Below are 13329 nucleotides of genomic sequence, written 5' to 3'. Positions count from 1 at the left end.
CGGCCCCGGCCGGTGGGGGCGGGCAGGATGATCGAATGGCAGCCACGGACGGAACCCGATAGGACATGACGAGCGTCGAATCGAATCCCAACGCGAGTACCGGCATCCGGCCGCGGCCCGATGCGCATCCGGTCGAGGTCGTCATCGTCACCGGCCTGTCCGGCGCCGGGCGCGGCACCGCGGCCCGAGTCCTCGAAGACCTCGGCTGGTACGTCGCGGACAATCTGCCGCCGGAACTGATCGGGCGGCTGATCGAACTCGGCGCCGCCGCCGATCCGCCGATCACCAAACTCGCGCTGGTCATGGACGTGCGCAGCCGCTTCTTCACCGGCGACCTGTCCGGGGTGACCGATCAGCTGCGGGCCAACGGGGTCGGCACGCGCCTGTTGTTTCTCGAGGCCTCCGACGATGTGCTGATCCGGCGCTTCGGCTTCGCTCGCCGCCGCCACCCGCTGCAGAGCGAGAGCGCCGACGGGACCCTCTCCGCCGGCATCGCCGCGGAACGCCGGGCTCTGTCGAAGGTCAAGACCGCCGCCGATCTGGTCATCGACACGACCGCCCTGTCGGTCCACCAGTTGCACCGCAAATTGGAGGAGGCCTACGGCGGCGGCGCACCCGCGGCCCTGCAGGTGACGATCCAATCGTTCGGATTCAAATACGGTGTTCCGCTGGATGCGGACATGGTTTTCGACGTCCGATTTCTGCCGAATCCCCATTGGATTCCGGAATTGCGGGAACATACCGGGCAGGATGCCGTGGTCAGCGAGTACGTATTGTCACGGCCCGGCGCCGACGACTATGTGAAGACCTGCCGCCATCTGGTCGACCTGACCACCAGCGGCTACCGCCAGGAGGGTAAGCGATATATGACCGTGGCAGTGGGGTGTACCGGTGGTAAGCACCGCAGCGTGGCGATCGCCGAGGAGCTGGGTGAACTGCTGGGCCGGCCCGACAGTGCCTCGACCGATGTCGTCCGCGTCGTCCACCGGGATCTGGGGCGCGAATGAGCGACGCGGACCATAGCGACGACACCTCCGCATCGGGAATATCCGGCGATTCGGCCGACACCACACTGGTCGCCCTGGGCGGCGGGCACGGTCTCTACGCCACCCTGACCGCCGCCCGCCGGCTCACCGAGCGCATCACCGCGGTCGTCACCGTCGCCGACGACGGGGGATCGTCCGGGCGGCTGCGTGCCGAGCTGGGCATGCTGCCGCCGGGTGATCTGCGCATGGCGCTGGCGGCGCTGGCCGAGGATCCCGACGGGGTCTGGGCGCGTACGGCGCAACATCGCTTCGGCGGCACCGGTGCGCTGGCCGGGCATTCGGTCGGCAACCTCGTGCTGGCCGGGCTGGCCGAGGTGCTCGGCGATCCGGTGGCGGCGCTCGACGAGATGGCCTCGATCCTGCGCTGCGTCGGCCGGGTGCTGCCGATGTCGCCGACCGCGCTGACCATCGAAGCCGACGTCTCGGGCCTCGAGGCCGACCCGCGGGTCAGCCGGTGTATCCGCGGCCAGGTCGCGGTGGCCACCACGCCGGGCAAGGTGCGCCGGGTCCGGCTGATCCCGTCCGACCCGCCGGCCAGCCCCGAGGCCACCTCGGCGATCGAGCACGCCGACGTGGTGGTGCTGGGCCCCGGATCATGGTTCACCAGCGTCATTCCGCACATGCTCGTGCCGGATCTGCGGGAGGCGCTGATGCACACTCGCGCGGTGAAAGTGCTGGTCCTGAACCTGGCGGCGGAGCCCGGAGAGACCGCGGGATTCTCCGCCGAACGGCATCTGCATGTATTGTCCCAGCACGCACCGGATTTCGCTGTCGACCATGTGCTGGTGGACTCCGGCTCCGTACCCGAGGGTAGGGAGCGCGAACATGTGGCAAGAGCTGCCGAACAGCTGCGTGCGCGAGTAACCTTCGCTGATGTCGCCGAGGCGGGGACGGACCGGCACCACCCTGGAAAGTTAGCCGCCGCACTGGATCAGGTGATCCGCCAACCTCGGCCGGAATTGGCAGGGCTTCGAGTCGAAGGACGGCATCCGGTCCAGCAGGTGCGGTCCGTGTTGGGTGGAAAGGAGCGGGTCTCGTGGCGATGACAGCCGAGGTGAAAGACGAGTTGAGCCGTCTGTCCGTCTCGCAGGTGAGTGCACGCAAGGCGGAACTGTCGGCCCTACTCCGGTTCGCCGGTGGCCTGCACATCGTCGGCGGTCGGGTGATCGTCGAGGCCGAGGTCGATATGGGCTCGATCGCGCGGCGACTACGGCGCGAGATCTTCGAGCTCTACGGCTACGGATCGGATGTGCACGTGCTGGGCGCGGGTGGTCTGCGCAAGACCTCCCGATATGTCGTGCGCGTGTCCAAAGAGGGCGAGGCGCTGGCCCGCCAGACCGGATTGCTCGATGTGCGCGGCCGCCCGGTGCGCGGTCTGCCCGCGCAGGTCGTCGGCGGCAGCATCGGCGATTCGGAAGCGGCCTGGCGCGGCGCCTTCCTGGCTCATGGTTCGCTGACCGAGCCCGGGCGTTCCTCGGCGCTCGAGGTGAGCTGCCCCGGCCCCGAGGCGGCACTGGCCCTGGTCGGCGCGGCCCGCCGGATGGGCATCTCGGCCAAGGCCCGTGAGGTGCGCGGTACCGATCGCGTCGTGGTGCGCGACGGTGAGGCCATCGGCGCCCTGCTGACCCGGATGGGTGCCCAGGACACGCGCCTGACCTGGGAGGAACGCCGGATGCGGCGGGAGGTCCGCGCGACCGCGAACCGTCTCGCCAACTTCGACGACGCCAACCTGCGCCGCTCGGCCCGGGCCGCCGTGGCCGCCGCCGCCCGCGTGGAGCGCGCCCTCGAGATCCTCGGCGAGGACGTGCCCGAGCATCTCGCCGCCGCGGGACGGTTGCGGGTGCAGCACCGCCAGGCCTCGCTGGAAGAGCTCGGGCAGCTGGCCGACCCGCCGATGACCAAGGACGCCGTCGCCGGGCGTATTCGCCGCCTGTTGTCCATGGCCGACCGCCGCGCCAAGGAATTGGGCATACCCGACACCGAATCGGCCGTCACCGCGGAGCTGCTCGAAGACGCGTGAGCGAGGGGAATCGAGCGGAGCTGTGGCCGTGAATCCCCTTGTGCCGCACGAGCGATGGTTTGTCCACAGGTTCGTGGTTGTCCACAACCTGCGTCGCGACGCGGTCGCCGTCGAGCACGGTGCGATAGGCTCGTGCTACCGAACCCACCGGCCTCGAATCGGATGAGCCGGGACAGGTGAAAAGCCTGGCAGATGGGTATCCCCGCCGCGAACGGGCAGGGCCGGTGGCCACGGCCACCACGGTTCGGTGTGAGAGGCGTGAACTCACGCTCACCGGCGCAGCGTCGGGTCGGTGAGGTCGCGGCAGGGGCGTGTCCGTGATGTTATGGCCGGGCATTAGGGTGGTCTGGCATCGGAATGAATCCGCTTGAAAGCTGAGGAGCGATAACGTGACTGTCCGGGTAGGCATCAACGGCTTCGGTCGTATCGGACGTAACTTCTTCCGGGCGGTGGAGGCGCAGAAAGCGCTCGGCACCACCGATATCGAGATCGTCGCGGTCAACGACCTCACCGACAACGCGACCCTGGCCACGCTGCTGAAGTACGACTCGATCCTCGGCCGGCTGCCGCAGGACGTCTCGCTCGACGGCGACGACACCATCGTGGTCGGCGACCAGCGGATCAAGGCACTGGCCATCAAGGAGGGCCCGTCCGCGCTGCCGTGGGGCGATCTGGGTGTCGACGTGGTCGTCGAGTCGACCGGCATCTTCACCGACGCCACCAAGGCCAAGGGACACCTGGCCGCCGGCGCCAAGAAGGTCATCATCTCCGCGCCCGCCAAGGGTGAGGATCTGACCGTGGTCATGGGTGTCAACGACAGCCAGTACGACGGCAGCCAGAACATCATCTCCAACGCGTCGTGCACCACCAACTGCCTCGGCCCGCTGGCCAAGGTCCTCAACGACGAATTCGGCATCGAGCGTGGCCTGATGACCACGATCCACGCCTATACGCAGGACCAGAACCTGCAGGACGGCCCGCACAGCGACCTGCGTCGCGCCCGCGCCGCCGCCCTGAACATCGTGCCCACCGGCACCGGTGCCGCCAAGGCCATCGGCCTGGTGCTGCCGGAGCTGCAGGGCAAGCTGGACGGTTACGCGCTGCGTGTGCCGGTGCCGACCGGCTCGGTCACCGACCTGACCGCGACGCTGCGCAAGTCGGCGAGCATCGACGAGATCAACGCCGCCTACAAGGCCGCCGCCGAAGGACCGTTGAAGGGCATCCTGAAGTACAACGTCGACCCGATCGTCTCCAGCGACATCGTGACCGACCCGCACTCCTCGATCTACGACGCGCCGCTGACCAAGGTCATCGACGACCAGGTCAAGGTCGTGTCGTGGTACGACAACGAGTGGGGTTACTCCAACCGTCTGGCCGACCTGATCGGCCTCGTCGGCAAGTCGCTGTAAACCCATGGCAGTCAAGACCCTTCAGGATCTCCTTGCCGAGGGTGTGGAGGGGCGGGGCGTACTCGTGCGCTCCGACCTGAACGTTCCCCTCGACAACGGCGTGATCACCGATCCGGGCCGGATCATCGCCTCGGTACCCACGATCAAGACGCTGGCCGAGGCCGGCGCCAAGGTCGTCGTCACCGCGCACCTGGGCCGCCCCAAGGGCGAACCCGACCCGAAGCTCTCGCTGGCCCCGGTGGCCGCGAAGCTGAGCGAGGAGCTGGGCCGCAACGTGCAGCTCGCGGGTGACGTGGTGGGGCAGGACGCGCTCGCGCGGTCCGAGGGCCTCACCGACGGCGATGTGCTGCTGCTGGAGAACATCCGCTTCGATCCGCGCGAGACCAGCAAGGACGACGCCCAGCGGCAGAAGCTGGCCCGCGCGCTGGTGGAGCTGGTCGGCGACGACGGCGCGTTCGTCTCCGACGGCTTCGGGGTGGTGCATCGCAAGCAGGCCTCGGTCTACGACGTGGCGCAACTGCTGCCGCACTACGCGGGCACGCTGGTGGCCGCGGAGGTGGACGTGCTGCGCAAGCTCACCACCGACACCGAGCGCCCGTACGCGGTCGTGCTCGGCGGTTCCAAGGTGTCGGACAAGCTCGCCGTCATCGAGGCGCTGGCCCCCAAGGTCGACACCCTCGTCATCGGTGGCGGTATGTGCTTCACCTTCCTTGCCGCCCAAGGTCTTTCGGTCGGTTCCTCGCTGCTGCAGGAGGAGATGATCGATACCTGCAAGGACCTGCTGGAGCGCTTCGCCGACGTCATCCACCTGCCGGTGGACATCGTGGCCGCGGACAAGTTCGCCGCGGACGCGGAGTCGAAGACGGTGGGCGTCAACGAAATTCCCGAGGGCTGGATGGGCCTGGACATCGGGCCCGAGTCGGCCAAGCGGTTCGCCGCGCTGCTGACCGAGGCTCGGACGGTGTTCTGGAACGGTCCGATGGGTGTGTTCGAATTCGAGGCCTTCGCCGCGGGGACGCGTGCGGTGGCCGAGGCGCTGGTGAGCGCGACCGCTAAGGGCGCGTTCACCGTGGTCGGCGGCGGCGACTCCGCCGCGGCCGTGCGCACGCTCGGCCTGCCGGAGGACGGGTTCTCCCACATCTCCACCGGTGGCGGCGCCTCGCTGGAATACCTGGAGGGCAAACAGCTTCCGGGTATCAGCGTGCTCGAGGACGGGGAGGGCTGATCATGGCACGCAAACCGTTGATCGCCGGCAACTGGAAGATGAACCTCAACCACCTCGAGGCCATCGCCCTGGTGCAGAAGATCGCGTTCGCCCTGCCGGACAAGTACTTCGACAAGGTCGACGTCACGGTCCTCCCGCCGTTCACCGACATCCGCAGCATCCAGACCCTCATCGAGGGCGATCGGCTGCGGATCACGTTCGGTGCGCAGGACGTGTCGGTGCACGAATCCGGCGCGTACACCGGTGAGATCAGCGCGGCGATGCTGGCGAAGCTGTCGTGCAGCTACGTCGTCGTGGGCCACTCGGAGCGGCGGCAGTACCACAACGAGGACGACGCCACGGTGCTGGCGAAGGCCAAGAAGGTGCTGCAGTACGACATGACGCCGATCGTCTGCATCGGCGAGGGGCTCGGCGTGCGCGAGGCGCAGACCCACGTGGAGTACAACCTCGAGCAGTTGCGGGGTTCGCTCAAGGGACTGACTCCGGAGCAGATCGCGAAGGTTGTCATCGCCTACGAGCCGGTCTGGGCGATCGGCACCGGTCGCGTCGCCACCCCGGCCGACGCGCAGGAGGTGTGCGGCGCGCTGCGCGCCGAACTGGCGGAGCTGGCCGGCCCGGAGGTCGCGGCGAGTGTGCGCATCCTCTACGGCGGGTCGGTGAACGCCAAGAATGTCGGCGAGCTCATCGCGGCCGCCGATATCGACGGCGCGCTCGTCGGTGGCGCCTCGCTGAAGGGTGACGAATTCGCGACCCTGTCGGCGATCGCCGCGGGCGGTCCGCTGCCCTGATCGCGACGGGCGGGTAACCGCCTGCAGCACAGAACGATTCGGCCCCGGTTCCGCGTACTGCGGAGCCGGGGCCGACGTCGTGGAGCAACCGGATCAGGGTTTGCGCGCCACCGCACCGAGCATCGACACCGCCTCCGGCCGGGGATGGGCACGGTGGGATTCGGTGGGCCAGTGGATGATCGATCCGATCCCCGGTTCGACGAGTTCGAGCCCGGTGAAGAATCGGCTGAATTCGGCCGTCGAGCGCAGCCGGAACGGGATACCGCTGCGCTTGTTGGCCTGTTCGCTGTCGGCGAGGTCCTCCTCGGACAGGTGATCGCTGGTGGCGTGCGACATCACGAGATAGCTGCCGGGTGCCAGCGCCTCGGTCCATCGCCGCACCATGTCGTAAGGGCGGTCCTCGTCGGTGAAGAAGTGCACGACCGCGAGCATCATCAGAGCCACCGGTTGCGACAGGTCCAAGGTGGCGAGCAGGTCCGGGTGGGTGAGGATCCGCTCGGGGTCGCGCGCGTCGGCCTCGAGATACGCGGTCGCCCCCGCGGGAGCGCTGTCGAGCAGGCTGCGGGCGTGCAGGGCGACGATCGGATCGTTGTCGACGTAGACGATGCGGGATTCGGGCGCCGCGGCCTGCGCGATCTCGTGCACATTTCCGGCAGTGGGCAGGCCGGCGCCGAGGTCCAGGAATTGCCGGATACCGGCCTCGGCCGACAGATAACGGACCACTCGATGCAGGAATGCCCGATTCTCCAACGCGGAGATCTGCACGCTGGGAAAAGCCTCGGCGACCGCCTCCGCGGAGGCCCGGTCGGCCTCGAAGTTGTCCTTACCGCCGAGCCAGTAGTCGTAGCGCCGGGCCGGATGCGGGGTGGTGACATCGACACCGGGCGGCGCCACGGGATCCGGATGGGGGCCGTGTGATCCGGTCACTGGTTCCATGACACCTCTTCCTTCTGACGGCGGCGACGAACCATTATCGACTACTGTCATCCTGTCAGCTCGGATGGCGAAACCGGCGCGGCCCCTGCCGTGCGGTCGGGGAGGTCGAAGATGTCAGTGCAATTCAGTCCGTACGATTTCGGCATTCACGACGATCCGTACCCGGTCTACGCGCAATTGCGGGAGCAGGCGCCGGTGTTCCGCAACGCCGACGACGACTTCTGGGCGTTGTCCCGCTACGCCGATGTGCTTGCCGCACTGCGTGATTCGGATCGCTTCTCGAGCGCCAACGGGTTGCGGATGGAGCCGGCGTTCTGGGGCCCGCAGGCCGAGCAGTTCTTCTCCTTCGTGGCGATGGACCCGCCCAAACACACCCGTCTGCGCGGCCTGGTCACGCGCGCGTTCACCGCGCGCCGGGTGCAGGCGCTGGCGCCGCGGCTGCGCGAGATCGCGACCGACCTGCTGCAGCCACTGCTCGAACGGGGCAGTTTCGACCTGATGACCGACTTCGCGGGCCCGTATCCGACCGAGGTCATCTCCGAACTGGTCGGTGTTCCGCGCGCGGATCGCGATCTGGTGCGCAAACTCGGCATGGAGATCATGTACACCGAGGAGGAGTCGACCGATCTGCGGCCCGAGGCGATGCAGGCGATCGGCGCCCTGGTCGGCTACTACACCGAACTGACCATCGAACGCAGTAAGCACCGCACCGACGACCTGCTGTCCGGTCTGCTCGACGCCGCCGACGGGGACGACCGGCTCACTCCGGAGGAAATCGTGGGTGTGCTGATCCTGCTGGTCGGCGCGGGGATCGAGACGAGCATGCTCACGCTGGGCAATCTGTGGTACGCCGGATGGGCGCATCCGGACCAGCGGGCCGCGGCGCTGAGCCGTGTCGACGACTGGATCGCCGAGGGGATGCGCTACGACCCGGCGACCCAGTCGCAGCTGCGCACCACCACCGAGGCCGTCGACCTGCACGGCGTCACGATTCCGGCGGGGGCGCGAATGCTGCTGCTGACCGGTTCGGCGAACCGTGATCCCGAGGTCTTCGACCGGCCCGACGTCTTCGATCTCGATCGCGACACCTCCGATGCGCTGGTCTTCGGCAGTGGCCGCCACCACTGCCTCGGCTCGAATCTGGGCCTGCTGGAGTTGCGGACCGCGCTCGGAGAGATCACCGCTCGCATCACCGACTACGACATCGACCCGGACGGGCTGCGCCGCATCCACTCCTCCAACAATCGCGGTTTCGCCGCACTGCCGACGACGGTCACGCCGCGCTGAGCATTCGGGGCGCGGCGGGCCCATTGTCGGCGCACCCGCCGCGCGTGCGCTAACCCTGGCGTGGGCTCGCCTCCAGTAACCGATGCGCGGCGGCCTCGATCGCCGCTTCGCTGAGCAGGACCAGTTCGGCGGCCGGGCCGAGCGGGACGAAACTGTCGGCGCTGGTGACGCGGGCGAGGCGGCCGTCGAAACCGCCGTCGAGCAGCGCGGTGCACACCGATTCCGAGACCCCGCCGCTGCGGCGGGTCTCGTCGGCGACGAGAACGGCTCCGCTGGCGTGTGCGTGATGCAGTAGATCGTCGACGGGAAGGGGTGTGAGCCAGCGCAGATCGAGCACGCGGGCGTGAATGCCGTTGTCCGCCAAGCGCCGCGCGGCGCGCAGGCTCATCGGCACACCGTTGGCGAAGGTGACGATCGTGAGATCGGTACCGTCGCCGTGGATTCGGGCCCGTCCGAGCGATACCGGATCGTCGGTGGGGCTCGCGAGCCAGCCCTCGTCGCCGGGGCGGTGCAGATCGCGGGTGTGGTAGAGGGCGATCGGCTCGAGGTAGAGACACACCCGGCCCTCACCGCGAGCGACCTCGACGCACCGGCGCAGCATCGCGGCGGCGTCGTCGGCCCGGGCCGGCGCCGCGACCACCACTCCGGGGATATCACGCAGCGCCGCAACGGAATTGTCGTTGTGGAAATGCCCGCCGAAGCCGCGCTGATAGGCGAACGAGGCGATCCGCACCACCATGGGATTGTGGTACTGCCCGGCGGAGAAGTACGACAGGGTCGCCGCCTCACCCCGGATCTGGTCCAGCGCATTGTGCACATAGGCCAGATACTGGATCTCAGGAATCGGCACGAATCCGGCGAGTCCGGCACCCAGCGCGGTGCCGAGCACGCTTTGCTCGTCCAGCAGGGTGTCGAACACCCGCCGCGCCCCGAACTCCCGCTGCAGCCCCTTGGTCACGCCGTAGACGCCACCCTTGCGACCGACGTCCTCACCGAAGACCAGCACATCGGGCTCATCGGCGAGCAACGACGCGAGCGTATGGTTGATCGACTGCGCCAGCGTCAACGGCCCGGGGCGCTCGGCCGTCTCCGCGGCCTCGGCTTCCGGCCGTCCCGCCGAACCGGACTCACCGTCGGTCGAGAAATGCGTGGAATCCACCGGCATCCCAGCCCGGGAGCCGGACGTGCCGGATGCGGTGCGAGGTGACGCGTCGGGAGCGGGCGTGGATCCGGCGGGTGTCTGCTTCTCGGAAGCGGTTGTGCGGAGCGCACTCTCGGCTTGTGGCGCGGCAGCAGCGGAGGGTGTGCGGTCGCCAGCTCGGCCGAGCGGGGTATCCGGCGACTGTCGTTCGAACACCAGGGGCGCCTGGATCGCCTCCGCCGACTCCAGATGCGGTTCTCCGGTCACCTGTGCCGCGGTCGCCGCCACACGGGCGCGGATGGCGTCGTAGTGGGCGAGAACCTCCTCGGCAGTCGCGGCGCCGATCTCGACGAGCAGCCGGGCGGTGGCGGCGACCGGGTCGCGGCGGCGGTCGGCCTCGATGTCCTCGGGCCGCCGATAGGCCGATTCCACATCGGATCCGGCGTGCCCGAGCAGCCGCACCGTGCGCAGTCGCAACAGTGCGGGACGCCGCCGGGCGCGCACGGATTCCGCGGCCGCCGACGCCACCGACAGGGCCTGCCGGAGATCGGACCCGTCGGCGTCGAAATACCGCAGCCCCGGTCGCGATCCGAAGGCCGCTTCGATCCAGTTCGGGGGTGTGGGCACGCTGATACCGATCCCGTTGTCCTCGCAGACGAACAGCAGCGGCATCGGAATACCTTGGTGAGCGGTATGGATCGCGGCGTTGATGGCACCGGTCGCGGTGGAGTGATTGGCCGAGGCGTCGCCGAATGTGCACAGCACCACCGCATCTCGCGGCCACGGCGTCTCGCGACCCAGCCGACGGGCCCGGTCGAGCGCGAACGCCAGACCCATCGCGCGCGGCAGATGGGAGGCGATGGTGGAGGTCTGCGGTATCACCGACGCGGGCGCACTGCCGAACACCTTGTGCCGCCCGCCCGATATCGGATCGGCGGCCGCCGCGACGACACCCAGCAGCACATCACGGATCGGGTCCAGCCCCGGGACCTGCCGGCAGCGATGCACGAAGAACGCGCCGGACCGGTAATGCAACAGCGCCGGATCGGTACTGCGCAACGCCTGCGCCAGCACCACATTGCTCTCGTGCCCGCTGGAACCGATGCTGTAGTACCCGCGCTTGTCGGCGCCGAGCCGCCGCGCCGCGAAATCCAGATGCCGGCTCGTGGCCTGGGCGTCGAACAGCTCCAGACACGTCCCGACAGTGATCGCACTGCCGCTGCCGATCGGATCGGTGGCGGCGCGCCGGGGTCCCGGCCGCACCTCTCGCAGGGATACACGCAACCATTCGTCGAGAAGCTCTTCCGGGCCCGCAGTCACCCCTCCATCATGTCGCGCGCGACCGCCCGCGCACCGGATCGGGTGCGCGGGCGGTCGAAACGAACCCGGCGACATGCTCGTCGCCTACCGGAGCGGGTCATGCGCTCGTCGGCCGGACCGGATGGGGAGGTGTCCTAGCGCTGCCCGGCCGGGCGGTGGGGACGGTCGGTATGCCCGGTGTGGCCCGCGAGCAGTTTGGCGAACGGCGTCACCTCGCCGACGTGGTTGCCCGACTGCCTGGCCCGGGCCGGTTCGGGGAGGAACCCGTCCACGCCGGTCGGCACCGCGACCACCAGGGTGGCGAATTCGGCCGCGGCGCGGTGGATCCGCTCGCCCAGTCCGGCCGAGCCGAAATCCTCGGTCGCGGCGAACACGCCGGTGGGAACGACGACGGCGCGCAGGTAGGTGAACAGCGGCCGCATCGCGTGCTCGAGCACCAGCGCGTGCCGGGCGGTTCCGGCCGTGGCGGCGATGAGCACCGGCATGGCGTTGAGCGCCTCGGTGTCGAGCACGTCGACAAACATCTTGAACAACCCGGAGTAGCTCGCGGCGAACACCGGGGTGACGGCGATGAGGCCGTCGGCCGCGGACACCTTCTCCCGCGCCGCCGCCACCGCGGGCGTCGGCAGGCCGCCGGAGACCATCGTGGCCGCGAGATCGCTTGCCAGATCCCGCAATTCGATGACCTCGATGTTCACCGCCTCGCCGCGGGCGCCGACGGCCGCGGCCACCGCATCGGCGAGCTGATCGGCGAGCAGGCGGGTGCTCGACGGCTGCGACAACCCGGCGGTGAGTACGACAACGCTGTGCGACATGGGTTTTCGTCCCTCGTTCGATGCGGTGGATGAGCACCGCGGTTGGATGATTCAGGCCTGCTCGGCGGCGGCCAGCAGCCGCTCACGCGCCGGCTCGACCAGATGGTGCGGCGCCGCCGGACCGGCGGCCACCAGCGACGCGTGGGTCGGCGGATCGCTGGGAACGTGGGCGGGACGGCGCGATTCGAATTCCTTGCGCAGCACCGGCACCACCTCGCGGCCGAGGATCTCGACCTGTTCCAGGGCGACGTCGATCGGCACTCCGGCGTGGTCGATCAGGAACAGCTGGCGCTGGTAGTCGCCGGCGTAGTCGGCGAAGCCGAGCGTGCGCTCGATGACCTGCTCGGGAGTGCCGACGGTCAGGGGCGTCATCTCGGTGAAATCCTCCAGCGACGGACCGTGCCCGTAGACGGGTGCGTTGTCGAAGTACGGCCGGAAGAATTTCTTGGCCTCCGCCTCGGTCTCGGCCATGAAGACCTGCCCGCCCAGGCCGACGATCGCCTGGTCGGCCGAGCCGTGACCGTAGTGCTCGAACCGCTGCCGGTACAGCCGCACCATCTCCTGGGTGTGTTCCTTGTTCCAGAAGATGTTGTTGTGGAAGAAGCCGTCGCCGTAATAGGCGGCCTGCTCGGCGATCTCCGGCGACCGGATCGAGCCGTGCCACACGAACGGCGGGGTGCCGTCCAGCGGTGCGGGAGTCGCGGTGAATCCTTGCAGCGGGGTGCGGAACTGACCCTGCCAGTCGACCACCGGTTCGCGCCACAGCCGGCGCAGCAGGTGGTAGTTCTCGATCGCGAGTTCGACGCCCTTGCGGATGTCCTTGCCGAACCACGGGTAAACCGGTCCGGTGTTGCCGCGGCCCATCATCAGGTCGACCCGGCCGCCCGACAGATGCTGCAGCATCGCGTAGTCCTCGGCGATCTTCACCGGGTCGTTGGTGGTGATGAGCGTGGTCGAGGTCGACAACTGCAGTTTCTCGGTGCGCGCCGCGACCCAGCCGAGCATGGTGGTCGGCGAGGACGGCACGAACGGCGGATTGTGGTGCTCGCCGGTGGCGAACACGTCCAGCCCGACTTCCTCGGCCTTCAGGGCCAGGCGCATCATCGCGTCGATGCGCTCGCCCTCCGTGGGCGCGATTCCGGTGGTCGGATCGACGGTGACGTCGCCGACGGTGAAGATGCCGAACTGCATGGCCGCCTCCTGAGATCTGATCAAAAGTTCAATCACCTGAACGAGGGCAGGTCTCCCAGTATTCCTTGACATGTCCACTACTCGTGAAACGGCCGATGTGCAGCACTTTGTCCCATTGATTCAATCACTGATTGAAACCTGTTGTGTGTCG

General features: G+C 68.7%; 11 protein-coding genes. 7 read left to right on the top strand and 4 right to left on the bottom strand.

Annotated elements, in window-relative coordinates; translation table 11 throughout:
• The first annotated feature begins 65 nt into the window (after nt 1–65).
• The 6 genes from rapZ to tpiA all read left to right on the top strand — a co-directional run bounded on the left by rapZ (nt 66) and on the right by tpiA (nt 6488).
• A complete protein-coding gene (gene rapZ / locus NA3_RS12280; RefSeq protein ID WP_062963744.1) occupies nt 66–1007 on the top strand; it encodes an RNase adapter RapZ in 942 nt (313 codons plus the stop codon).
• On the top strand, nt 1004–2092 hold the full coding sequence (locus NA3_RS12275) for a gluconeogenesis factor YvcK family protein (RefSeq protein WP_062963743.1): 1089 nt from the start codon (nt 1004–1006) through the stop codon (nt 2090–2092). Before rapZ ends, NA3_RS12275 begins: the two co-directional genes overlap by 4 nt.
• Nucleotides 2083–3066, top strand: a complete 984-nt coding sequence (gene whiA / locus NA3_RS12270; protein WP_062963742.1) for a DNA-binding protein WhiA — start codon at nt 2083–2085, stop codon at nt 3064–3066. The genes NA3_RS12275 and whiA overlap by 10 nt, the downstream gene beginning before the upstream one ends.
• Nucleotides 3067–3455: 389 nt before the next feature.
• On the top strand, nt 3456–4475 hold the full coding sequence (gene gap / locus NA3_RS12265) for a type I glyceraldehyde-3-phosphate dehydrogenase (protein WP_030514032.1): 1020 nt from the start codon (nt 3456–3458) through the stop codon (nt 4473–4475).
• Between the two features lie 4 nt (nt 4476–4479).
• Nucleotides 4480–5700: a phosphoglycerate kinase gene (locus NA3_RS12260; protein WP_062963741.1), complete on the top strand. Its 1221-nt coding sequence runs from the start codon at nt 4480–4482 to the stop codon at nt 5698–5700.
• A 2-nt stretch (nt 5701–5702) separates the two neighbouring features.
• Nucleotides 5703–6488 (top strand): triose-phosphate isomerase, encoded by a 786-nt coding sequence (tpiA, locus tag NA3_RS12255; RefSeq protein ID WP_062963740.1) that lies wholly within the window; start codon nt 5703–5705, stop codon nt 6486–6488.
• Between the two features lie 93 nt (nt 6489–6581).
• Here tpiA and NA3_RS12250 read toward each other — a convergent pair whose 3' ends face one another.
• Nucleotides 6582–7424 carry an SAM-dependent methyltransferase gene (locus tag NA3_RS12250; protein WP_062963739.1) on the bottom strand — a complete coding sequence of 281 codons (843 nt, stop codon included), beginning with the start codon at nt 7422–7424 and terminating at the stop codon, nt 6582–6584.
• Between the two features lie 111 nt (nt 7425–7535).
• Between NA3_RS12250 and NA3_RS12245 the strand changes: the two genes are divergently transcribed.
• Complete coding sequence (locus tag NA3_RS12245; protein ID WP_062963738.1) at nt 7536–8711, top strand: cytochrome P450; 1176 nt, start codon at nt 7536–7538, stop codon at nt 8709–8711.
• Between the two features lie 49 nt (nt 8712–8760).
• On the opposite strand, the gene NA3_RS35945 is transcribed toward NA3_RS12245, so the two are convergent.
• The 3 genes from NA3_RS35945 to NA3_RS12230 all read right to left on the bottom strand — a co-directional run bounded on the left by NA3_RS35945 (nt 8761) and on the right by NA3_RS12230 (nt 13178).
• A complete protein-coding gene (locus NA3_RS35945; protein WP_372464224.1) occupies nt 8761–11172 on the bottom strand; it encodes a thiamine pyrophosphate-dependent enzyme in 2412 nt (803 codons plus the stop codon).
• 134 nt (nt 11173–11306) lie between these two features.
• The gene (locus NA3_RS12235) at nt 11307–11987 is read right to left on the bottom strand and encodes a CE1759 family FMN reductase (RefSeq protein ID WP_062963737.1); all 681 of its coding nucleotides are present in this window, start codon (nt 11985–11987) and stop codon (nt 11307–11309) included.
• Between the two features lie 51 nt (nt 11988–12038).
• The gene (locus tag NA3_RS12230) at nt 12039–13178 is read right to left on the bottom strand and encodes an LLM class flavin-dependent oxidoreductase (protein ID WP_062963736.1); all 1140 of its coding nucleotides are present in this window, start codon (nt 13176–13178) and stop codon (nt 12039–12041) included.
• Nucleotides 13179–13329: the final 151 nt, after the last annotated feature.

Origin of the sequence: Nocardia africana NBRC 100379 (genome assembly GCF_001612635.1) — a bacterium.
In the GTDB taxonomy this organism is placed as follows: domain Bacteria; phylum Actinomycetota; class Actinomycetes; order Mycobacteriales; family Mycobacteriaceae; genus Nocardia; species Nocardia africana.
This window is presented reverse-complemented; position numbering and strand designations above follow the sequence as displayed.

Coding starts and splice junctions, on each gene's coding strand:
- tpiA (WP_062963740.1), top strand. CDS start 5,703: ATGGCACGCAAACCGTTGATCGCCGGCAACTGGAAGATGAACCTCAAC.
- NA3_RS12275 (WP_062963743.1), top strand. CDS start 1,004: ATGAGCGACGCGGACCATAGCGACGACACCTCCGCATCGGGAATATCC.
- rapZ (WP_062963744.1), top strand. CDS start 66: ATGACGAGCGTCGAATCGAATCCCAACGCGAGTACCGGCATCCGGCCG.
- NA3_RS12230 (WP_062963736.1), bottom strand. CDS start 13,178: ATGCAGTTCGGCATCTTCACCGTCGGCGACGTCACCGTCGATCCGACC.
- NA3_RS12245 (WP_062963738.1), top strand. CDS start 7,536: ATGTCAGTGCAATTCAGTCCGTACGATTTCGGCATTCACGACGATCCG.
- NA3_RS12250 (WP_062963739.1), bottom strand. CDS start 7,424: ATGGAACCAGTGACCGGATCACACGGCCCCCATCCGGATCCCGTGGCG.
- NA3_RS12235 (WP_062963737.1), bottom strand. CDS start 11,987: ATGTCGCACAGCGTTGTCGTACTCACCGCCGGGTTGTCGCAGCCGTCG.
- NA3_RS12260 (WP_062963741.1), top strand. CDS start 4,480: ATGGCAGTCAAGACCCTTCAGGATCTCCTTGCCGAGGGTGTGGAGGGG.